At 49.4% G+C, this 22,441-nt stretch carries 24 protein-coding genes; 16 read left to right on the top strand and 8 right to left on the bottom strand.

Annotation, left to right across the window (positions count from 1 at the left end):
• The first annotated feature begins 4 nt into the window (after positions 1 to 4).
• From IPL71_RS04330 to IPL71_RS04290, 9 genes are all read left to right on the top strand, one after another.
• Positions 5 to 385, top strand: a complete 381-nt coding sequence (locus IPL71_RS04330) for a hypothetical protein (protein ID WP_345319222.1) — start codon at positions 5 to 7, stop codon at positions 383 to 385.
• On the top strand, positions 364 to 1,575 hold the full coding sequence (locus IPL71_RS04325) for a branched-chain amino acid ABC transporter permease (protein ID WP_345319220.1): 1,212 nt from the start codon (positions 364 to 366) through the stop codon (positions 1,573 to 1,575). The genes IPL71_RS04330 and IPL71_RS04325 overlap by 22 nt, the downstream gene beginning before the upstream one ends.
• Positions 1,576 to 1,584: 9 nt before the next feature.
• Positions 1,585 to 2,361: an ABC transporter ATP-binding protein gene (locus IPL71_RS04320; RefSeq protein ID WP_345319218.1), complete on the top strand. Its 777-nt coding sequence runs from the start codon at positions 1,585 to 1,587 to the stop codon at positions 2,359 to 2,361.
• 18 nt (positions 2,362 to 2,379) lie between these two features.
• On the top strand, positions 2,380 to 3,087 hold the full coding sequence (locus tag IPL71_RS04315; RefSeq protein ID WP_345319217.1) for an ABC transporter ATP-binding protein: 708 nt from the start codon (positions 2,380 to 2,382) through the stop codon (positions 3,085 to 3,087).
• A gap of 71 nt (positions 3,088 to 3,158) precedes the next feature.
• Positions 3,159 to 4,322, top strand: a complete 1,164-nt coding sequence (locus tag IPL71_RS04310) for an NAD(P)/FAD-dependent oxidoreductase (protein WP_345319215.1) — start codon at positions 3,159 to 3,161, stop codon at positions 4,320 to 4,322.
• Positions 4,323 to 4,427: 105 nt separating this feature from the next.
• Positions 4,428 to 5,561 carry a competence/damage-inducible protein A gene (locus IPL71_RS04305; protein WP_345319213.1) on the top strand — a complete coding sequence of 378 codons (1,134 nt, stop codon included), beginning with the start codon at positions 4,428 to 4,430 and terminating at the stop codon, positions 5,559 to 5,561.
• Positions 5,561 to 6,538: a M14 family metallopeptidase gene (locus IPL71_RS04300; RefSeq protein WP_345319211.1), complete on the top strand. Its 978-nt coding sequence runs from the start codon at positions 5,561 to 5,563 to the stop codon at positions 6,536 to 6,538. Before IPL71_RS04305 ends, IPL71_RS04300 begins: the two co-directional genes overlap by 1 nt.
• Before the next feature lie 188 nt (positions 6,539 to 6,726).
• Positions 6,727 to 8,703, top strand: a complete 1,977-nt coding sequence (locus IPL71_RS04295) for an amidohydrolase family protein (protein WP_345319210.1) — start codon at positions 6,727 to 6,729, stop codon at positions 8,701 to 8,703.
• Positions 8,704 to 8,794: 91 nt separating this feature from the next.
• Entirely contained in the window at positions 8,795 to 9,844 is a 1,050-nt protein-coding gene (locus tag IPL71_RS04290) for a hypothetical protein (protein WP_345319208.1), read from the top strand.
• Positions 9,845 to 9,923: 79 nt separating this feature from the next.
• Here the strand turns inward: IPL71_RS04290 and IPL71_RS04285 are convergent, their stop codons facing one another.
• The 8 genes from IPL71_RS04285 to IPL71_RS04250 all read right to left on the bottom strand — a co-directional run bounded on the left by IPL71_RS04285 (position 9,924) and on the right by IPL71_RS04250 (position 14,910).
• Positions 9,924 to 10,178, bottom strand: a complete 255-nt coding sequence (locus tag IPL71_RS04285; RefSeq protein ID WP_345319206.1) for an endolytic transglycosylase MltG — start codon at positions 10,176 to 10,178, stop codon at positions 9,924 to 9,926.
• The gene (locus tag IPL71_RS04280; RefSeq protein ID WP_345319204.1) at positions 10,138 to 10,332 is read right to left on the bottom strand and encodes an endolytic transglycosylase MltG; all 195 of its coding nucleotides are present in this window, start codon (positions 10,330 to 10,332) and stop codon (positions 10,138 to 10,140) included. Before IPL71_RS04280 ends, IPL71_RS04285 begins: the two co-directional genes overlap by 41 nt.
• Positions 10,286 to 11,041 carry an endolytic transglycosylase MltG gene (locus tag IPL71_RS04275; protein ID WP_345319202.1) on the bottom strand — a complete coding sequence of 252 codons (756 nt, stop codon included), beginning with the start codon at positions 11,039 to 11,041 and terminating at the stop codon, positions 10,286 to 10,288. Before IPL71_RS04275 ends, IPL71_RS04280 begins: the two co-directional genes overlap by 47 nt.
• A 209-nt stretch (positions 11,042 to 11,250) precedes the next feature.
• Positions 11,251 to 11,670 carry a Holliday junction resolvase RuvX gene (gene ruvX, locus IPL71_RS04270; protein ID WP_345319201.1) on the bottom strand — a complete coding sequence of 140 codons (420 nt, stop codon included), beginning with the start codon at positions 11,668 to 11,670 and terminating at the stop codon, positions 11,251 to 11,253.
• A 94-nt stretch (positions 11,671 to 11,764) separates the two neighbouring features.
• Positions 11,765 to 12,466 carry a hypothetical protein gene (locus IPL71_RS04265; protein WP_345319199.1) on the bottom strand — a complete coding sequence of 234 codons (702 nt, stop codon included), beginning with the start codon at positions 12,464 to 12,466 and terminating at the stop codon, positions 11,765 to 11,767.
• A 2-nt stretch (positions 12,467 to 12,468) separates the two neighbouring features.
• Positions 12,469 to 13,248 carry a hypothetical protein gene (locus IPL71_RS04260; RefSeq protein WP_345319197.1) on the bottom strand — a complete coding sequence of 260 codons (780 nt, stop codon included), beginning with the start codon at positions 13,246 to 13,248 and terminating at the stop codon, positions 12,469 to 12,471.
• A gap of 52 nt (positions 13,249 to 13,300) precedes the next feature.
• Positions 13,301 to 13,705: a GxxExxY protein gene (locus IPL71_RS04255; RefSeq protein ID WP_345319195.1), complete on the bottom strand. Its 405-nt coding sequence runs from the start codon at positions 13,703 to 13,705 to the stop codon at positions 13,301 to 13,303.
• A gap of 41 nt (positions 13,706 to 13,746) precedes the next feature.
• Positions 13,747 to 14,910: a cysteine desulfurase family protein gene (locus tag IPL71_RS04250; RefSeq protein WP_345319194.1), complete on the bottom strand. Its 1,164-nt coding sequence runs from the start codon at positions 14,908 to 14,910 to the stop codon at positions 13,747 to 13,749.
• Positions 14,911 to 14,994: 84 nt separating this feature from the next.
• On the opposite strand from IPL71_RS04250, the gene IPL71_RS04245 reads away from it, so the two are divergent.
• The 7 genes from IPL71_RS04245 to IPL71_RS04215 form a co-directional block, all read left to right on the top strand.
• Positions 14,995 to 16,623: a hypothetical protein gene (locus tag IPL71_RS04245; protein WP_345319192.1), complete on the top strand. Its 1,629-nt coding sequence runs from the start codon at positions 14,995 to 14,997 to the stop codon at positions 16,621 to 16,623.
• 11 nt (positions 16,624 to 16,634) lie between these two features.
• Positions 16,635 to 17,684: a helix-hairpin-helix domain-containing protein gene (locus IPL71_RS04240; RefSeq protein WP_345319190.1), complete on the top strand. Its 1,050-nt coding sequence runs from the start codon at positions 16,635 to 16,637 to the stop codon at positions 17,682 to 17,684.
• A gap of 856 nt (positions 17,685 to 18,540) precedes the next feature.
• Positions 18,541 to 19,077: an AAA family ATPase gene (locus tag IPL71_RS04235; protein ID WP_345319188.1), complete on the top strand. Its 537-nt coding sequence runs from the start codon at positions 18,541 to 18,543 to the stop codon at positions 19,075 to 19,077.
• Positions 19,078 to 19,368: 291 nt separating this feature from the next.
• Complete coding sequence (locus tag IPL71_RS04230) at positions 19,369 to 19,794, top strand: phosphohexomutase domain-containing protein (protein ID WP_345319186.1); 426 nt, start codon at positions 19,369 to 19,371, stop codon at positions 19,792 to 19,794.
• A gap of 92 nt (positions 19,795 to 19,886) precedes the next feature.
• Entirely contained in the window at positions 19,887 to 20,807 is a 921-nt protein-coding gene (locus IPL71_RS04225) for a phosphohexomutase domain-containing protein (RefSeq protein ID WP_345319184.1), read from the top strand.
• 168 nt (positions 20,808 to 20,975) lie between these two features.
• On the top strand, positions 20,976 to 21,797 hold the full coding sequence (locus IPL71_RS04220; protein ID WP_345319182.1) for a TatD family hydrolase: 822 nt from the start codon (positions 20,976 to 20,978) through the stop codon (positions 21,795 to 21,797).
• A gap of 1 nt (position 21,798) precedes the next feature.
• Positions 21,799 to 22,441: polyprenyl synthetase family protein (locus IPL71_RS04215; RefSeq protein ID WP_345319180.1), on the top strand; the 643-nt coding region annotated here is incomplete at its 3' end.

The following is a 22,441-nucleotide window of genomic DNA, read 5'->3' as shown; positions in this document are numbered from 1 at the left end:
ATCCATGCGACATATTCGAACAGGTGTCTTATTTGGTGTTATCGCCGGCTTACTTACCTTCCTGTTTAGTGGTTGGTCTGTAGCGGTTATGGGACTCTTTGCCGGCGTAGGCCTTGGCCTTGCCCTGGAAAGCAGACTGGACCGTGGCTCTCCGTCCAATCTTGCAAAACAGGTACTTCCCGCAGCTCTTACTGCTGGCGCGATTTTGCTGGTCTTAAGTTTGTTTCAAAATTTTGTAGTGCAACCAGCAATCGGTAAACCTTCTTCCTATGGCAATGTTTTTGTTCCTGCAAACATTATTGGCGTGATTGCCATTATTGCCCTCACCATGATAACGGCTTCTTTCCGTGGTCTCGAAGAAAAATGGGAAAAAGAGCAAAGATGATCCTGCTTGCAGTGGTCGCAATTGCCTTCCCTTTTATTGATACATTTACAGGTTTGCGCTGGACTTCAAATGTAATCTTCGCGCTCATCTTCGTGATCCTCGGTCTAGGCTTGAATATCGTGGTCGGCTACGCAGGTTTGCTTGATCTGGGCTACGCGGCTTTCTTCGCGATTGGCGCATACACCACAGGCATTCTTTCCTCGCCGCAGCATAATATCTACATGAACTTCTGGCTTGTGATCTGGATCGCCGCCGGCATGGCAGCCATTTGGGGGCTGATGCTAGGCGCGCCCACATTGCCACTACGAGGCGATTATCTTGCCATCGTGACCCTGGGTTTCGGCGAGATCATTCCGGTACTCTTCAGAAATCTGATCGACGTCACCATCAATGAGCCTCTCACCTGCTGGATCATTCCAGGTATCCAAAAAATGTTTGGGGCCACAAGCACAGTTACCTGTATCAACCTTGTTAATCATATGGATATTACCGCAGGCGAAAGAGGAATCAACCCCATTGGACGGCCGTCATTTTTCGGTTATGAATTCCAATCGAACAACCCAACCCCCTGGTATTTCCTGATCATGGCGATCATTTTGCTTTCGGTGTTTATCATCCAACGCCTGCACAAGAGCCGTATGGGACGCGCCTGGATGGCAATCCGTGAAGATGAACTTGCTGCGGCTCAGATGGGCATTGACCCGATCCGCACAAAACTTGCCGCGTTCGCCATGGGTGCCGCGTTCTCAGGTTTTGCCGGCGCTTTTTACGCAGCCTATATCCGCGGTATCTTCCCAAGCGTGTTTGACTTCAGCGCATCCATCATTATTCTGTGCGTGGTCATTCTGGGCGGTATCGGCAATATCAATGGCGTGATCGTTGGTGGTCTTGTCATCATGACAGCGGATCGTCTCTTCCTGCCGGCCTTAAAGGACTTCCTCAAAGGCTTGATGGACTTTACCGTTTTACCCTCTCTCGCTTCAAACCCCACCCTGCAATCGATCGTGGCGCAAAATGCGAATCCCATCCTTTACCGCTTCCTGCTATTCGGGCTGACGTTGGTCATTATGATGGCCGTGCGACCTGAAGGCTTAATCCCCAGTGCCCAAATGCGTGCTGAACTGCACAAAGACGAAGAAGTGGTAATTGATGTTGAAGACAACCAAAAATCAAAGGCCAAGAAAGGTTAGGAAACTGCCATGAGACTATTTGATGCAAAAGCAGTAACAATGACCTTTGGTGGTTTGACCGCGGTCAATAAAGTTGACTTTACCATTGACAAAGGTATGATCGCCAGCTTGATCGGCCCGAACGGCGCAGGCAAGACCACATTCTTCAATACGATTACCCGCATCTACACTCCCACCAGCGGAGAAATGACATTTGATGGTGTCAACCTGCATGGACTCAAGCCCTTTAATATCACCACGCTTGGGATCGCACGCACCTTTCAAAATATTCGTTTATTCGCGAATATGACCGCCCTGGAAAATGTTTTGGTTGGACAGCATTCCCGCCTTAAATCAAACTTGATCGGACAGATCCTGCACCTCCCCTCAACCATGAAGGAAGAAGCAGAAGCCCGCGAACGCGGACTGGACATGCTGGAATTCGTCGGTTTGCGCCGCTCGGATGCAAATGTAACTGCCAAGAATTTATCCTATGGCCTCCAACGCCGTCTTGAGATCGCCCGCGCATTGGCTTCCAATCCGAAATTGTTATTATTGGATGAACCCACTGCGGGCATGAATCCCAACGAGACCATTGACCTGACTAATTTCATCCAGCGTTTGCGCAAGGAACTCGATCTCACCATTCTGTTGATCGAACATCACATGCGCGTGGTTATGTCCATTTCAGATCGTGTGACCGTGCTGGATTATGGCGAAAAGATCGCAGAAGGTTCGCCTTCAGAAGTACAAAAGAACCCGCGCGTGATCGAAGCGTATCTGGGCAAAGGCACTTCGACCAAATAACCAAAGGCGAGGAACAACATGCTTGAATTAAAAGATGTACATACTTACTACGGCAACATCCACGCCTTAAAAGGGATTTCCATCACGGTCAATGATGGTGAAATTGTTACACTAATTGGCTCCAATGGCGCTGGCAAGAGCACCACACTACGCACCATTCAAGGTCTGAATAAACCCCGTACCGGTACGATCGTTTTGGATGGCGTGGAACTTGAAAAACTCCCCGCGCATGAGATCGCCGGTCTTGGCGTGGCACAAAGCCCCGAAGGCCGCATGATCTTTCCGCGCATGACCGTGCTTGAAAATCTTGAAATGGGTGCCTATGCCCGCAAAGATCTGACCACCTACAAAGCGGATATGGAACACGTCTTCGATCTCTTTCCGCGTTTGAAGGAGCGTATTGGCCAAAAAGGCGGAACGCTTTCAGGCGGCGAACAGCAAATGCTCGCCATGGGACGTGCCCTCATGGCAAAGCCCAAGATTCTGTTATTGGATGAACCGTCCATGGGTCTGGCTCCCCTGTTGGTTGAGTTGATCTTCGATATCATCAAGAAACTCAACGAGGAAGGCACAACCATTCTTCTGGTTGAGCAGAATGCGCTCATGGCGCTTTCAATTGCCAGCCGCGGTTATGTTTTACAAACGGGCGAGATCATTCTGAGTGATACCGCAGAGAATCTCAAGAACAACGAAATGGTGCAAAAATCATACCTCGGCGTTGAATAGAAAGATAATCGAACAACCTATCAGAAACCCGTTTTCCGCGAAGGCGTGAAGGCGGGTTTCTTCTAAATATTATGAACCTACCAAATACAGCAGAAATTGTCATTATCGGGGGCGGCGTGATGGGAGCCAGTGCGGCTTACCATCTTGCACAGCGCGGACTTATCAAGGCGCAAAATATCGTGTTGCTTGAAAAGGAAAATTTCTTCGGACAGGGAGCAACCGGCCGATGCGCAGGCGGAGTACGCTATCAGTTCTCAACCGAGATCAATGTCAAACTCTCGCTTGCAAGTTTGCCGATGATCGAAAGATTCAAAGATGAGATCGGACAGGACGTAAGCTATAAGCAATGCGGCTATCTTCTGGTTGCAACAAACGAAAAAGAAGTAAATGTTTTCAAGCATAACGTCTCCATGCAAAATGGACTTGGCGTGCCAACACAACTATTAAGCGGAGACGAAGTCCGCGCGCGATTGCCGCTGATGAAATTTGATGATGCACTCGCGGGCACTTTCAATCAAAAAGATGGGACAGTCGACCCGAACAGCGTGGTGGCCGGATATATCAGTGCGGCACAAAAAATGGGCGTGCAAGTCTTCTCAGGCGTGGAAGTGATTGGAATCAGCCTGAAGGGAGATCATGTTGAAGAGGTGCAAACAAGTATCGGTGCGATCAAGACGCGCATGATATTGAACGCGGCGGGACCGTGGGCCGGGCGCATCGGAGACATGGCAGGCATCAAACTTCCGATCACCCCCCTCCGCAGACAGATGTTTACTACAAGTCCGCTTAAGGAAGTGCCTGATGATTTTCCGTTCGTGATCGATTTTGCACGCTCATTATATTTTCACCGTGAAGGCGAAGGTTTGCTGATCGGCATGAGCAATCAAAACGAAAAACCGGGCTTCGATCAAAGTGTGGATGAGGATTTTGAGTTGGTAAATTTGGACGCCGCCATTGAGCGCATGCCGCTGGTGGAGAAGGCACAACGCGCTTCACATTGGGCGGGGCTGTATGAAGTGACGCCCGATGCGCACCCGATCTACGGTGAAACTGGTGTGAACGGTTTTTATGTGTGCGCCGGTTTTTCAGGGCATGGATTCATGCACTGGCCGATATCAGGAAAATTAATGGCAGAGAAAATTTTGGATGGAAAGTTTTCAAGCGTGGACGTATCCATGCTCGACCTGAAACGCTTCAAAGAAGGCCGTTTGATTCAAGAGTACAATGTAGTTTGAATTACAGGAGACTTCGGAAGTCTTTTTTAAGACTCTATAATTAAGATGCATTAACCAACTTCTCAGTCTTGGTTTACAAAAGAAGTCTGCTTACAAGGACAAAAAATGACATCAGCAGAGATCATCACAATTGGAACGGAAATCTTACTCGGTGAGATCGTGGACACCAACACACGCTATCTTGCACGCAATTTACGCGGCCTCGGCGTGGACTTATACCGCACGATCACCATCGGCGATAATGAAGAACGCATCGCGAGCGCGATCCGCGAATCGATGGAGCGCGCAGATATCGTCATCACCACCGGCGGCCTCGGCCCGACAATAGATGCCCCAACGCGTGAAGCGGTGGCAAAAGCCGCAGGCGTTGAAACTGAATTCCGCGAAGACCTGTGGGAACAGGTTGTCGAGACCATCGCGCGTTATGGACGCAAGCCGTCTGAGAATCAAAAACGGCAGGCGTATGTTCCAAAGAGCGCGCTTGGGATTCGGAATCCCGTCGGCACAGCGCCATGCTTCATCGTTGAAACAGAACGTAACGCGGTCGTTTCTTTACCCGGTGTGCCAAATGAAATGGAACATGTTCTGCATGAGTCCATCATTCCCTATCTTCAAAAGAGATTTAATCTTAACGAAGTCATCAAAGTCCGCGTGCTGCATTGCGCCGGTCTCGGCGAAGGCATGATCGACGAAAAAATTGCCGATCTTGAAATGCTCAGCAATCCCACCGTGGGTCTCGCCGCGCATACCGGCGTTGTGGATGTGCGCATCGCCGCGAAGGCGAAAAGCGAAAGCGAAGCGAATGCCATGATTGCCGAGATCGAGTCACAGGTCCGCGAAAGACTCGGGGCTGTCGTCTTCGGTGCAGATGAAGATAAACTTGAAGAAGTTGTGCTGGATCTGATCGCCCGCCGCGGCTGGACTCTGACCGCAATCGAATCAGGACTCGATGGACTTTTGGCACGCACGCTTCGCAATCCGCACACCGCATCTTTCCCTAATCTGACATCTGATACACTCATGCAGGCATTACGCGCCGCCCAGGCAGACTCGCAAACTGATATTGCATTGGGCATTTCTGTATACCCGGATGAACGCGCCGCCGAAATGGCAATGATCTCACCGCGCGGAGAAAAGACTCACCGCATTACATATGGCGGCCCGCCGCGCAGTCTGCCGCGCTGGGCGATGAATTTGGCATTGAACTGGCTGCGCATGACTGCCGAGGAAATAAACTAATGCCAGCACCACGCCGCCGTAACGATGCAAACTGGGTAACTTTTGCATGGGTGCTAAACATCGTTGGGTTGGGCAGTATTGCGCTGGTACTGGTGGCATATTGGGCCTTGCAGCCTGTGCTCGCTGCGCCGCAAAACGCACAAACGATCTCTACAGCCGGGTTGCCAGCAACCTACACACCTGACCCCAATGCATTATATTTACCCACTGTAACGCCAAATCCGCTTTCGACAATGATCGTGGTGCAATCAGCAACACCTTTTGTACTTGAAGGCGGGTCAATGCGCCCGATCTTGATCGGCTATTCAGTTTCGGGGCGGCCCATCGAAGTGTATTCTTTTGGCAATGGCGAGAAACAACGCATGATCGTGGCCGGCATTCATGGCGGTTACGAATGGAACACCATCGCTCTCGCGGACGAATTGATTCAATACTTTTACGAGAACCCTGAAATTGTTCCCAGCGATGTGACCCTTTACATTTTGCGCAACCTCAACCCCGATGGCGATGCACGCGATCACGGCATTGATGGCCGTGTCAACGATCACGGCGTGGACTTAAATCGCAACTTCCCCACCAATTGGGCCGCCAACTGGGATCGTGATGGATGCTGGAACTACGGTCCCACCACGGGTGGAACGGGTCCCGGCTCCGAGCCAGAGACAAAGGCGCTGATGGGATTCCTGCAAACTCATAAAGTGGAAGCATTGATCAGTTATCACAGCGCCGCTCTGGGCGTTTTTCCCGGCGGAGAACCGTGGGAGAAAAAATCAATTGAATTTGCAAAAGCACTTGGCAAAGCCACCAAATATCCCTTCCCGCCGTTGGATACAGGCTGTATCTTTACCGGTACCCTCGCCGATTATGCCGTGGAACTTGGCGCAATCTCGGTAGATATGGAACTATCCACGCACAAATATACAGACTTCAAAAAGAATTTAGAAGCACTGAAAATTCTATTAACCTGGGAAAAATAATTCTGTGCAGATATTAGACTTAGCCACGAAGTCTCAAAGACTCAAAGCCACAAAGTTTTTTCTCTCTTGGTGTCTTCGTGACTTGGTGACTTCGTGGTAAAGAAAAGAGATTTTCAGACACTTTCTTAGGAATTTTATACAACTCACTCTTTGGCTCTGCTCAGAGTGAAAATAAAAAAGGAGATTGAATGACTCAAAAAGTAACCACCCTTCTCAAAAATGCCATTGTCCTGACCATGGACGGCAAAATGAATCAATATGACCCCGGGGCGGTGGCCGTAAAAGATGATGTGATCGTCGCCGCTGGACCCGAAGCCGAAATCCTCAAAGAATATACAGCAGATGAAACCATCGATTGCGGCGGAAAAGTATTGATGCCGGGACTAGTCAACGCGCACACGCATGTCCCGATGACTCTGCTGCGCGGCCTCGAAGATGACCTGCGGCTTGATGTTTGGTTAATGGGCTACATGCTGCCCGTGGAACGTGAATTTGTCACCCCGGAATTTGTCCGCCTTGGGACACTACTTGCCTGCGCCGAACAGATCCGCAGCGGCGTGACCACTTTCAACGATATGTATTTCTTTGAAGACGACATCGCTCAAGCCACAGCCGATGCGGGTATGCGTGCCGTCTGCGGGCAAAGTGTGATGAAATATCCCGCACCCGATGCGGCTTCATTTGAAGTCTCGCTGGCCTACGCCCGCGAATTCATCAAGAAATGGAAAGGCCACCCGCTCATTGTCCCGGCGGTTGCGCCACATGCGCCTTATTCCACCACGCCTGAAATTTTGCGCTCGTGCGCAGAACTCGCCAGGGAATTTGACGTGCCTTTGCACATCCACATTTCTGAAACTGCTTTTGAAGTGGAAACCATGCGCAACGAACAGGGCATGCCGGTTGTGCCGTATATCAAAAAGCAGGGCGTACTCGAAGCAAAAGTGATCGCTGCACATTGTGTGCATGTTGATACGGGTGAAATGAAAACACTGCTGCATGTGAATGCAGGCATCGCGCACAACCCGTCCTCAAATCTCAAACTCGCTTCAGGTTTTGCCCCCGTGCAAAAAATGCTTGAGACCGGGCTCAATGTGGGCATCGGCACAGACGGCCCAGCCTCGAACAATGATCTCGATATGTTCGAAGAAGTGCGCCTCGCCTCTTTTGTTGCGAAAGCATCCAGCAATGACCCGACGGTCGTCCCCGCGGCGACTGCTCTGCTGATGGCGACTCGCATGGGCGCACAAGCGCTTCATATCGGACATTTGACAGGGTCGCTCGAACCGGGCAAACGCGCCGATCTGATATTGGTGGACACCTCCCCCATTCATAACTCTCCGCGCTTCCGCCGCAACCCGAACAATGCGTATGCACAATTGGTCTTCGCTTCCAAATCTACAGATGTGACCGATGTAATGGTCAACGGGAAGTGGTTAATGCGCGATCATCAGTTACTGACATTGAACGAAGCGGACCTGCTTGAACAGGCCCGTAAATTAGCATTGAAAATCGACGACTTCCTAACCGAACGCGAGCAATCTGTTCTCTCAAAATTGATCGCACTCGGCGGCTCAATGGAACAGGAATCATTCGAGGTGCAGGTCAAGGTCAAGGTGACAGAACCAGCTTCACTTGTCCAGAATATGAAGCGGCCTGAGATCGAAGTCAACGCTTATAAACATTATCATCAATACGATGAGTATTACATGTTCGAAGATCCATCGCAGGGACGCTTGCGTTTCCGTGAAGATAATCTCATCAATGAAAAAGGTGAGGTGGAAAATGTGCGCTCGCGTTTGACTTTGCTCGGTCAGCAGCGCGAAGACGAGATCGGCCACGATGTGCTGCTTTCCCGCAGCCGCTTCCTTGCGCCTGCTGTGCATACGTCACGCTTCTATCGTGAATACTTCAAGCCCGCGCAGGAAATTTCAATTGAGAAAGACCGCTCGCGCTGGCATATCAAATACAAGGAAACTGAATTCTTTGTCAATCTCGATGAGATGAAACAACCCGATATGGGAACCTTCCTTGAGATCAAGAGCCGCACCTGGAGCCGCAAGGATGCAGACCTCAAAGCGGAGCTGGTGAAAGAGTTATTAAACCTGCTCGGTCTGGGCAGCGCAGAAGTGGTGACACAGGATTACATTGAAATATTAACCGCATAAAAAGAAAGAACGTCCCGAAGGTTTGGTGGATATATTGTATTAAGCCAATCAAACCTTCGGGACGATTTGTAGTAACAGGTATTGAGACACAATGGATTCACTAAAAAAAATATCCGGAATACTCTTCGCGGCTTTATTCGTAATCACAGCAGTCCCCGCGTTGATCTTCTTCAACTTTGACCGCCGCGCTTTTAGCGCAGAGACTTATCAAACAGCCTTTGCCAATACTGATTTTTATAACCAATTGCCAGCTGTCATGGCTCAAGCCATGCTTTCTACAAACACAGACCAAAGCCAGCTTCCAGTTGTGATGCGCGGTATGGGACAGCCGGCGTGGGAGGCCTTCTTTCGTACGCTGCTGCCAGAAGAGACTCTCAAGCTGATGGGAGATGATATTCTAAATTCAACGTTTTCCTATCTCAACCTGCGAGCGGATTCTGTTCAATTTTCGCTGATGCCGCTCAAGGTAAACATGGTCAGTGGAACCGGTGTGCAAGCGGTTTACGAACTTTTAAATACGCAGCCAGATTGCACGTTGGAGCAAGTTTTCCAAATGACATTGGATTTGCTCTCAAAGGGTGAAATGCAATTCTGCAAACCGCCGTCGGAGTTGTATCCATTACTAACACCCGCCATCCAGAGACAAATGGAATTCGCTACATTGGCAATCCCCGATCAATTCACATTAATCAGCGCGCCAGCGGAAAATTATCCGCGTGAAAAATTGCAGACTGCGCGGCTGTTGATGCGATTAAGCCCGCTCCTTCCGCTGGGATTTTTAATAATGCTGACCCTCGCCGCCGTCAACTCGCTGACAAATTGGCTGCGCTGGTGGGGAATTCCATTGGCGGTTACAGGTCTGCTTGCATGCTTAATGAGTTTAAGCGGCGCACCTATATTTGGCGCAATATTCAAAGGGATACTTATCAGCAAAATGCCGATCTATCTTCCAGCCATTCTGTTGGACTATGCCGGTGATCTGGCATCGCCATGCTGCAAGCCTTGTTTAATCCTACTCTGGCAGGGATTAATATTATATTTGCTTGATTTTGGAACGGCGGGCTTCTTGTCGGTTTCCGTTGATCCGGGCTGTTATGGTTTTTTTCTCGTGTTTTGCTTCGCCCGTTTTGATAACCTTTAAAGGCAGAAAGATTGGGAAATTCAAGAAACCCACAGTGGACACTTTTGAAAGATCCTGTGAAAACTTCAGGTTTTTTCTCTTACGGGCACAAATTCGCAAGATGGTCTTCAAAAGTGACAGAGAAGGTGTGATAGCCTGAGCCGTCACAGGTAGCCTGGAAAAAATAATATGGGGATGTTTCAGGAAAGGCAACTGCTTGTAACGCTTCAATACTGGGGTTTGCAATCGGGCCGGGCGGCAGGCCAGCATAAAGGTACGTGTTATACGGCGAATCAAATTGCAGATTTTCATAACTAAGCGGATTTGTCCACCAGGTTTGGTTGATGCGAGTCATAGCCGAGAGCATATTGAATAGTGGGGTCACTGCCGAGGGTCATGCCGATCCTTAAGCGATTGATGAAGACAGAAGCGATCAAAGACATCTCTTCATCATAAACAGACTCACGTTCTACAAGGGAAGCAAGCGTGGCCGCTTGATAAACATCCAAGTCCCTGTGCGGTATATCCGGCACGCATGTCATCGCTGATGTGCTGGGAGAAGTTGCGCGCCATGCTTTCGAGGAGTTGGTCCACGGTTGTGGTACGCGGCAAAATGTAAATGTCCGGAAGGAAGAAACCTTCCATCGAAGCAGAAGCAGGCAAAAAGTTAAGAGATTGAGGCGGGGTCTGGGCGGCATCCAAAAATGATTCGGGAGAAATATCCAGCCCTGAGGTTGGGAGCGAAGCGGCGATCTCTTCCATCCTCCAGCCTGAGAGGACGACAAAATTAATGTCGGTGGGAGTTGAATCTTGTAATTTGCGGGTGATGTCGATGGTCGAAAGCGCGGGGCTGAGGGTGTAATCGCCTGATTGAATGGTGAGATCAAGACCGGTGTACACCACGTAATCATAAAAGGCCTGCGCGTCCGTGATGATGTAAGACTCTTCAAGTCGGTTTGCCACCGAATAGATCGACTCGCCCGGCTCAATGCGGAAGGATTGCTCCATGCCGTTCGGGTCAAGCGGTGTGGTGAGAATCGCGCCATGTGACAACAGCCGCGTGGAATATTCTATGCGATCAGAAACAGAAAGCGTGCGCGCCGGCGGACCATACAGCAAAGACGCGCGCGCAGGGACGTAGCCCAGTGTAAGGTAAATACAAGCCAGGGCAAAGAGGACGATAAATGCAAGGATGAAGTGATATTGATAACGGCGCATGGGAGGAATGAGGAATGAGGAATGAGGAATGAGGAATGAGGAATGAGGAATGAGGAATGAGGAATGAGGAATGAAAAGATGCGGACGAACAACTCACATCTTACTTATAGTTAACTTCTCTAATTGATCTCTTATTTTACTTCTCACTTTTTACCTTTTACTCATCAACTTATTTCTCATCAACTTATCACTCATCAACTTATTTCTCATCACTTACTTTCTCTGCGTGCCTCAAGATAGGATTGCAAAATAACAACGGCGGCGAAGACATCTTGATGGCCGGCACGTTTTTTTCTTGAGACACCGAGTTCGATACGTGCGGCGCGGGCATCTTGTGTGCTGAAAGATTCGTCCCATAGTTCGATGGGAATGTTTGTCTGGTTCTTGAGTTCATCAGCGAAACGCCCGGCGCGGCGGCCTGCGGGATTCGGGTTGCCGTCATCGTCAAAGGATTGACCAACAACGATCAAGCTGACATTGTTCTGCAAAGCGAGGTCTGCCACTTGCGCGGCGTCAATGGCGCGTGAGACATGTTCAACCACTTTAAGCGGAGTGGCAATGGTGGCGGTCTCGTCACTGAGTGCTGTGCCGATTCTTTTTTCGCCATGATCTACTGCAAGGATTCTCATAGGGGCTCCAAAAATATGAAAGACTTCGGAAGTCTTTTTAGGTTCATGATGGCCAAAAGGCCTCTAAGAAGACTTCCGAAGTCTAGTAATCAGTTTATTTCACTTCCACCGAAATATTAAACGGGATCAATGGCAGCCACGGCCACCAGGCGGGGGTGATGGTCATTTCAGGCTGCTGGCGTAACGCCAAACTTGAAACCAGTTGACTTTGAACAGCCTGCGGTTCCTGTCCGCGCACGATGGAGAAAACTTGCATTTCATCCACTTGACGGAGCAGGGTGCGGGTCACTTGCAATTCAAAATGACTGATGCCTGAATTATCGGTTGAGGGGTCGGTGATGACTTTATATACAGGCACAGCCGTCGACTCGAATCCGCTTTCGGCTGTTGCATTTAAAGTGGAAAGCGAAAGCTGGCGCAGATCATCATCGGCAACATAGCGGGCTGAAAAATCAATTTGCATCTTCAAAGGTGAATTTCCGGGCTGGCCTGCCGCTGGTGAAAATGTCTCTTCGCCGATCTGCACGATCTCAAAAGTATCCATCAACAAAAGGTCAGCGGGAGCGATCTGTGCGCGCAGTTTTGTCTCAGCATCACGGCGCAAATTATCCATGACCACATCACGCAGTTCGGCGCGGTCTTCTTCGCTGGCACCGATCAACTGCGTGTTCGTGCCGCCTTTCAGCGGATTGGGATTCGTAACCGAAATGGAAAGTCCGAGTCCACCTTCGATGAGGGTGATCTTGTCTGCGGGCACATTGCCTGGCGCGCCCGCTTCCACTGCTTCGATCTGCACATCTACAAACTGGTCGATCTTCGCCGGCAGGAGCGCGTGTCATTCAAGGTGATAAATCTGGTGGAGGTTTCCGTTGCGATCAAAGTGCCTGCGGGAATTTCCACTTCCTTTTGACTCAGATTCGTAAAACGCGCAATTCCTTTGGCCTTTGATTTCGGCACAGAAATTTCGTTGGTGATGGCAAGCGACTGTTCCGCTTCAACCGTGACCGATATGCTCTGCGCCGGGATCACACCAGTGACCGATACAGACTCAGTCGACTCACTGGCTGCGACCGGGATGATGATGCTTTGAGTCCGCGCTTCGGGATGTAAAGTCAGCGCAGCACGCGGGACGAAGATGCCTGCTACTGCTAAAACGGCAATTACCCCCGCTGTGAAAGTCAGCACCCGGCCGAGCAACGAAGTGCGCCAGCGAGCTTCCTTGGGGTACACATCATCACGGATCTGCCGCAGGTCACGGCGGGGCACTTTCGGGATGCGCCTGCTTCTCGGAGCAGAATCAGGCCACAGTTCGCGTTGAGCCGCTGTGGTCGAGATGAAGACCGGCAGGCCAAGCGATTCTGCGTCACGTCTTACATTGGCGCGGCGAGTGACGAGTCCCAGTTGGGCGCCGAGTGAATCCGCATGACGCTGTAAAACTTTTAGATCCAACACGCGCAAAGTGACCTTCTCATACTTCGGCCAAACCAGCAAAATGCGCGGCGTCTTCGCCCACGATAATTTATCGCGGACTGAGATGAGGTCATCGTGAGATTCGAGGGTGATGATTTGGGTTTTCAAAAATTAACCACAGATGAACACAGATGAAAGGGATGGACTTGATGAAAACAATTCAGAGTTTTTTCTCTTTCCAGTCGGTGTATGGATAAAGTCGGAATTTTATTTCAACTTGGTTCTTCCCAAAATTAATGAGCAAACAAATTTCAAAGCCAGTTGCCCGTAAATAATTTAAAGCTTGAGCGGTGTGATCGTTTGTCAACATTGAAACCGCTTTTAATTCGACCAATACTCTTCCGTCCACCAATAAGTCAGCAAAAAACTCACCGACAATAATCTCATCATAAACCACTTTAATCGGGTGTTGTTGTGCCACTGACAGACCGGTCGATTTACGAATACGGTGAACAAGCGCATTCTCATAAACCTTCTCAACAAAGCCTGCACCAAGTGCATTGCTTACATCATAAGCACAACCAATAATTTTTTGAGTAATTAAATTCACATCAGGCGAAGGCATCTTCCCCATCCTTTCATCAAAACATCAGTGTTTATCCGTGTTTATCTCTGGTTCAAATTTCTCACTTTTTCCACCAACTCAGGCAGAGCTGTCAAAAATTGATCCACATGCTCAGGCGTGGATTCAGCACCTAAAGTAATTCGCAAAGAGCCCAATGCCCACTCACGAGAGTATCCCAGCGAAGTGATCACCTCGCTCGGTTCAGGGTTGCCTGTTTTGCAGGCAGACCCTGAAGAGCAGGCGAAGCCCGCGGAATCAAGCATCTGCAAAAGCAGATTGCCATCCACATCCTTGAATACAAATGATGCGTGGTTTGGCAGGCGGTTTTCAGGATGCCCTGTGAGTTGGGAATCGGAAATCTCTTCGAGCACACGTCCGATGATTTGATCGCGCATCGGCTTGACATGTGCCGTGCGCGCCTCGCGTTCTTCGGCAGCGAGCCGCAGCGCCTCGGCAAAGCCCACAATATAAGGCACGTTCTGAGTCCCGGCCCGCAGACCAAACTCCTGCCCGCCGCCTGTCAGATGCGGCACAAGCCCCGTCCCCTTGCGGACGTACAACGCCCCCACCCCTTTTGGCCCGTAGAATTTATGCCCGCCAAGCGACATCAAGTCTACGCCCAGCGTTTCAACATCCACATCCAAATACGCCGCAGCCTGAACTGCATCAGTATGGAAAACAACATCGTTGCTACGCGCAACTTTGGCGAGTTCCTGAATGGGGTTGATCGTGCCGATCTCGTTATTTGCATACATCACAGATGCAAGCACCGTATCGCTGCAAACCGCCTTGCTGAGCGCGGCAGGCGTCACCGCGCCGCGTTCGTCCAGATCCAACCATTCGAGCAGAAAGCCATATTCTTTTTCAAGCTGCATGGCTGTTTTGCTAACCGCGTGGTGCTCGTTTCTAGCCGTAAGGATCCACTTTTCTCCCGGGTTTTTGCGTTGGGTACGTGCAGCTTGTGCTGCCCCGCGAAGTGCGAGGTTATCTGATTCAGAACCACAGGATGTAAAGAGGATTTCCTCTGGTCTGCAATGAAGCACTGCTGCAACTTTCTCGCGCGCATCATCCACCGCATTTTCGGCTTTCTGTCCGTAACGGTGGATTGAGGATGGGTTCCCAAAGAATTCACGAAAATATGGGAACATCGCGTCGAGAACACGGCTGTCCACGGGAGTAGTGGCGGCGTAATCCAAGTAAATCATGGGCGCATTATACATTACCACGCAGGGAAAAAACTGCTTTTCCTTTGTGGCACTTGCTTTTCCCTGAATGATAAAATAAACCCAATGAAGAAAAACTGGCTCTCCATCACAGGCATCACACTCGGACTCGGCATCGCGGCAGCCATGATTTTTGCCAACCAACTCGGCGTGGATAATAACGCTGTTTGGGGCACGAAAAGATACGCCCTCTTCCTTCTCGGAATTTTCATTCTTACCGCTTCCCTGCTGTATCGCGAGGATAATTTTCTCGGTCAACTCATCCACACCAAAACGGGACAGCTTTATTTGGCTTCCATCATCACCTTGGGTCTCGTTATTCTTGCCTACGTTTGGTGGGTCAGCCTCGGCCTGTGGACAGTGTGGCCCAAGACCACAAACTACTACGATCTGATGGCATCCGCATTTCGTCACGGTCAGCTCGAACTCGAAGTAAAACCAGACCCCGCCCTGCTGGCGCTCGAAGATCCATACGAACCCACCAACCGTGAAGGCATTCCCGTATTATGGGACGCAACTCTTTATGAAGGCAAATATTATTTATATTGGGGGCCGGTCCCAGCGCTCCTGCTCAGCATCATTAAATTCTTTTATGTAAATGAAATCGGTGACAATATCCTCACCTTCTTTTTTATCGCCGGCACATTTATCTTTCTTACACTGATCATTCTCGCACTTTGGAAAAATTATTTTCAAGAACTCCCGCGCCGAATCATTTTATTAAGCATCGCGCTCGTCGGTCTTATCAATCCGCTGCCCTTCGTGTTGATTGACCCACGCATCTACGAAGCCGCAGTCGCTGCCGGTCAATTCTTTTTTATCGGCGGGTTATATTTTCTCTTCAACACCTTCAACAAACCAAGCATCACAAGCCTCACATTGACTGGTTTATTCTTTACATTTGCAATCGGTTCACGCACCATCCTACTCATTCCGATTGCATTCACCTCGCTGATCGTGCTGATCTGGGCTTTCCAATCGCGTCGCGCACAAACAGTTGCTTTTGTCATCGCGTTGGCTTTTCCGCTCGCGTTCGGCGGCATCAGCTACGCCTGGTACAACTACGCGCGCTTCGGCTCGATCACCGATTTCGGTTATCAATATCAACTGACAGGTTTCAACATTCATGAGACCATCGGGCAAACTTTTTCGCCCGCCTATGTCGCACCCAATTTATACAAAACACTTCTCAATCCCTACGAAATAAAAGACGCCTTCCCGTTGATCAAATCCACGCTCTGGTCACCGCCCAATGGATTCAACGAATCAGAACGCAGCATTTATTATTACTTCGCAGAAAGTATCACCGGCATTTTGATCGGCACGCCATTTTTGATCCTCGCGATTCTTCGCAAAAAAAAGACTCTATTCTGGATTTCCAGCTCGTTGACCGGTTCCTCGCTTTTGATATTTCTCACCACCCAATTATTTTTCTACACCACCATGCGCTACCTGCTGGACCTAATTCCTGCTCTGGCGCTTCTATCTTTGATCGGCCTCTGGAGCGGATTCGACCTACTGAAAACCAAACCTGCGGCAAAATTTTCTTTTACCATTCTAGGCTTCAGTCTTTGGGCGTATACTATTGCCGTGAGTGTTTTGTTGACATTCTCAAGCAATTTACCAAGGTTCAAAACATACAACCCTGAGTTGATTCAACAACTGATACAGACGTTCAATAACTTTCTGAAATAAAAGGCGGCATCATGACAGATTTCCTTAACTTCCTCAACACAGCAGACTTTGACACACTGACCAAAATCCCGGGCATTACCCGCAACATTGCAGGCAACCTCGTCTCAGCCCGCCCATTTGACTCAGTGGAAGATTGCCTGAAAGTGAAAGGCATGGGAAAAACCTTGCTCGCGCGGGTGCAGTCCTTTGCTGAAACGGGGGAAAATGCTCCAGAAAACAGTGCCATGATTCCGGTTGAGGAAGAGGCGCCGCCTGCTTATATTGAGAAGAGCAAGCCTGCACAGGAATCTGTCGAAGAGCAGCCATCCTTCTTTTCGCGTTTGGGGCAGGCGCTTCTCAATTTTATAAGAGCCTTGTTCAGATTGATCGCAATCGCAATCGTCATCGGCGGGATCGGCGCGGGGTTGTATTATGGCCTGCCGTTCTTGAACGACAAATTGATCGTGCCTGTCGAACGAAACACAGCGCGCATCTCGGAGCTTTCGCAGCAGGTTGAATCTTTGCAAACGCAGCTTGATGAAATGACCACCCGTGTGGACGCATTGGACAAGACCATCGCATCACATACAGCGATGATCGCACAATTGGGCGAAATGCAAACGAGTCTCGAAAGCCAGTTTAATAACGGCAACGAAAAACTCGTGCAGGAATTACAGCGTGAAATAAAAATTACCCGCGCCGTTGAATTTTTATCGCGCGCACGATTGTATCTTTCACAAAGTAATTTTGGCCTCGCAAAAGTTGACGTGCAATCGGCACGCGATCTATTAGCCGAAGTGCAAATTGAGAACCCAGAATACAAAACGGATGGACTAAATCAAGTAATGACCCGCCTTGACCTTGCACTCGGCAACCTACCCGCTTTCCCGGTCATCGCCGTGGGTGATGTGGACATTGCTCTGCAATTGCTAATGGACAGCCTGCCCGAAGGCGCAGCCGAATTAACAGCAACGCCCACACCAACTGTGACATCCACATCCCTTGCGACCTTTACCCCTGAAGCGCTGGCGACATTTACCCCCACACCGTTTGACATGCCCACAGCCACGGCAACTCCGTAAACGCAGGAGTGAAGTCCAACGGGATACTTTCCCATAATACATAGTTAGAGGCTGTTCTTTGCATGAAAAATGTCAAGATCAGCATCCCAAAAACACATGGGACTCATACTAGGAATCAGAAACAGATCAAGGACAAAGACCGCAACCTATTCATATTCAGATTTTGCAACATCAACTCTTAACATTTGGACATCCTGATATGCCACGGCTCACAAGATTTGCATGAGCAATTTCCAGTGTTAAATCTCCATTCGCTTACAGGAGATAAGGTTGTTGGCTTAGAAGACGGCTTTCTTGACCAATTCATTGCTCGAGACCCTGATGATAAGGACAAGGGCAAAATTCTGGCATGAAGAACAGGAAAGACCTTGAAACAGCATGGCAATCTCCACATACAAGTTATAAATACAATAAAACCTCTTATAACAATCCTGGACTCCAACCCACAATTTATTTCAGATATGTTAACCGTTAAAGAAATTTGATCGTATTTTAAAAAGGGAGTTATTTTCGTAAAGACTTGGAAGAATTGATGAAGGCATTAGAATGGTGTACAGGCAATAATATAAAGAAAATTCGTCTTGTCTTAAGATAAGTTAGAATTCTTGTTTGAAAAACAGCCCAACAAAGCGGGCACCTGACGCTGGGATTCTGCGGCACGCTCCGCGTCAGGCAAAGTTTCACTGCGCTTGTTTTCCCAGTTGGCCATTTTCGCCGCATTTTTCTGGCTTCAAGTTTTCTCTGCTCCCATGCAGAGTCCACGTCCATCCCACGCAAACCGTTATGCACTCCCTTGCACAAAGAGAAAAGTGTTAATGTCAAATCATCCAACAAACACACCAAAGAGGTAAGGGCAATGGGTAAGAGAAATTATCTTATTGAGGGAGTCTCCGGCACGGGCAAAACCTCGGTGGCTGAAGAATTGCAGCGGCGCGGTTATCACGTCCTCCACGGTGATCGTGAGTTGAGGTATTGGGGCAATCCAAAGACAGGAGAACCGGTAAATGAACCTGTCCATGAGAACGAAAGGGACAAGGCCATATGGCAACAGGAACATCACCTTTGGGATATAGACAAAGTTAAATCCGTGATCGCTGATCACAGCAAAGCAATCTCTTTCTTCTGCGGTGGTTCGAGGAATTTTTCAAAATTCATAGATTTATTGGACGAGGTTTTTGTTCTTGAGGTCGACGACCTTGACACATTGTATCGGCGGATTGATGAGCGCGTGGCACGAGACCCAACTGACTGGGGCGGAAAACCAGAGGAAAAAGAACTCATTGCGCGATTGCATCGAACAAAAGAAGACATACCCAGTGGCGGCATCGTCATAGATGCAACACAGCCGCTTGTCAGCGTCGTGGACGAAATCCTTCGCCATGTTCGAGCTTAGGGAGTCTTATGCAACTTAAAAACGCCTAACAAAGCATTCTCAGAAACCAAGTCATCATGAGCACCCTGAACCAGTAATCAGACTCCTCGTTTCGTACAGAATCATGCTAGATTTCAAACGCGATATTAAAAATTCAGCGAAATTCCTGCATACAATTAAACGCAAACAAGGCGCCTTCACATGAGGGCGCCTTCATTTTTCCACACGCTCAAGCGCGCTCAATTTTTGGATGATATTTTTACCCGTGACGGGTATAATCTCATCAGTCATCATTTTTCAGGAGAATATTCAATGGCACAAAAAATAAAATTTGGCACAGATGGTTGGCGCGGAGTCATCGCAGAAGATTACACATTTGACAACGTGCGTCGTTGCGCGCAAGGCTTTGCAAATTACATGCTGGCCCAGGGCAAAAAGGGACAGTTCGTTGTCGTCGGCCATGATATGCGTTTCAGCAGTGAACATTTCGCCGCGGCGACTGCGGAAGTGTTGGCTGGCAACGGCTTGAAGGTTTACCTAACTCAGGAAGCCACGCCCACACCTGTCATTGCCTATGCAGTTGTAGATAAGAAAGCTGCCGGCGCGATCAACATCACAGCCAGTCACAACCCACCCACCGACAATGGATTCAAAGTCCGCAATGATACGGGCGGCGCGATCGACCCCGAAGGATTACAGCAGATCGAAGGCGGATCCCTGATGACATCAAAGATGTAAAACGCAAAGACTACAAGGAAGCCGTCGCCGCTGGCGAGATCGTCAAATTTGACGCGGCCACTCCTTATATTGAACATTTAACCCGCGATGGCTTGATCGACTTGCAGCCCATCAAAGACGCCGGCCTGACCGTGATGGTGGATACCATGTGGGGCAACGGCATGGGCTGGTTCCCACGTTTGCTGGCGGGCGGAAAGACACGCGTGATCGAAATTCACAATACACGCAATCCATCCTTCCCTGAGATGAAACGTCCAGAGCCGATTCAACCCAATATTGATGTGGGCTTGAAAGCGACAGTTGATAACAAAGCTGACGTATTGCTCATCACCGATGGAGACGCAGACCGCTGCGGTATCGGAGACGAGAATGGCGAATTCATTAATCAATTGCGCGTGTTTGGTTTGCTCGCTTATTACATGCTCGAAGTGCGCGGCGAACGCGGTGATATCGTAAAGACACTTTCCACCACCAACATGCTCAACAAACTTGGCGAACTCTATAACGTCCCGGTGCATGAGACAGGCGTGGGATTCAAATTTGTGGCACCCAAGATGACCGAGACCAACGCCCTGATCGGCGGCGAAGAATCCGGCGGATATGCTTTCCGTGGCAATGTGCCTGAACGCGATGGAATTCTGGCTGGTTTGTATATGCTTGATTTCATGGTCAAGACCGGCAAGAAACCCACTGAATTACTGAAAGACCTATTCGAGAAAGTCGGCGGTGAATATTTCTACGACCGTATCGATAGCCCCTTCAGCGGAGATCATGAATCGCGCAAGAAGATCATCCGCGATAACTATCCGGCCACCCTCGGCGGACTGAAGGTAACCGAAGTGGTCACCGTGGATGGTTTCCAGTTCAAGATGGAAGACGGCGGCTGGATGTTGATCCGCTTTTCTGGAACGGAACCCATCTTGCGCGTGTATACCGAGACCCGTCATAAGGATAAGGTCAAGGCGATTTTGGAAGATGGTTTAAAGGTTGCGGGATTAAATAGAAGTTTCTGAGGCGGCTAAAGTCTCTGAAGTTTCTAAAGTTTTTGAGGTTTATAATGTGTTTGAGGTGTCGGGTGTCAAAATGTTATTTGATACCCGACACTATTAAGAGTAATAAGTTTTTGCCGCCCAAAATTAGGCGGCTTTTTCATCCTTTATCTTTCTTCTTTCATCTTTCTTATGAATCTCACAGACACCCACTGCCACCTCGACTATAACAAATTCGACTCTGATCGCGCAGAGGTGATCCAACGCGCAATTGATTCAGGGCTGATTCGGCTGCTCGTACCGGGACTCCATCACAGGTCCAGTAGAGATGCGGTTTTGTTGGCAGAGTCAAATCCCAGTGTGTATGCTGCGGTTGGGTTCCATCCCACTGATCTGGAGGAATTCTCCGAAGGCACTTTTCAGCAAGTGAAGGAACTTGCCATTCATCCAAAAGTGGTTGCAATTGGCGAGATCGGCATTGATTATTATTGGGTCAAGGAAAATGACAAACGTGCCTTTCAACGCGAGGCGCTGAAAGTGCAATTGCAATTTGCAAAGGAAATTAATAAGCCGGTCATCATTCACATGCGTGAAGAAAATGATGCGTGGGTCGGCGATGCGTCTGTTGATTTGCTGAAAATTTTGGAAGAATGGCAAGGCAGTTTGCAAAATCCGCTCGCTGAAAGACCCGGCGTACTCCATTCCTTTAACGGGAATCTTGAAACCGCGCAAAAAGCGTTAAATCTTAATTTTTATCTCGGAATTACCGGCCCTGTGACCTATAAAAACGCGGACGAAAAGCGCGAAATTATCAGACAACTGCCACTTGACAAAATTCTGATCGAAACCGATTCGCCTTTTCTCGCTCCCGTGCCGGTTCGTGGCAAAAGGAACGAACCTGCCTATGTTGGTCACATTGCTGATAAAATTGCAGAAATCCATTTAAAAAGCCCTGCAGAGATCGCCGCCATAACTGCCGCCAATGCGGCGCGGCTCTTTGCATGGGGAGACTGATTTGAGCACGGTAACTTTTCTCTCACCTGTACAAGAAGAAATAAAACTCGTTGAAGAACGAATGCGGATTCAGGCGGATGATACACATTCCGACCTGCGTGCCGCCCTTGAGCATTTACTCGCCGCTGGAGGCAAGCGCATCCGCCCTACCCTCGGCCTGCTCGTTGGAAACATGCTGGGTGCGCCCCTTGAGAAGCTCGTCACCCTCGGCGCAGCCGTGGAGCTTTTGCACACCGCCACCCTCGTGCATGACGACCTGATCGACGGCTCCCTGCTTCGGCGCGGCATGGCCACGTTGAACGCACGCTGGTCGCCGCCTGCCACCGTTTTGACCGGAGATTTTCTGTTCGCGCGTGCAGCCAAACTTGCCGCCGAAACAGACAATCTGGCATTGATGAAATTGTTCTCTGAAACACTTGCTACCATCGTCAACGGCGAATTGACTCAAATGTTCACCTCGCGCGGGTTGATCAATCGCGATAATTACTACAAACGGATTTACGCGAAGACCGCCTCCCTGTTCGAGATGACCTCACGCGCCGCGTCCATGGTCAGCCCGGCGAACGAAGCAACCATTGAAGCCATGCGTGATTTTGGATATCAGATCGGTATGGCCTTTCAGATCGTGGATGATATTCTGGACT

The organism is Candidatus Villigracilis proximus (genome assembly GCF_016717045.1).
Taxonomy (GTDB): domain Bacteria; phylum Chloroflexota; class Anaerolineae; order Anaerolineales; family Villigracilaceae; genus Villigracilis; species Villigracilis proximus.
Note: the sequence above shows the minus strand (reverse complement) of the source record. Positions and strands in the feature narration are given on the sequence as shown.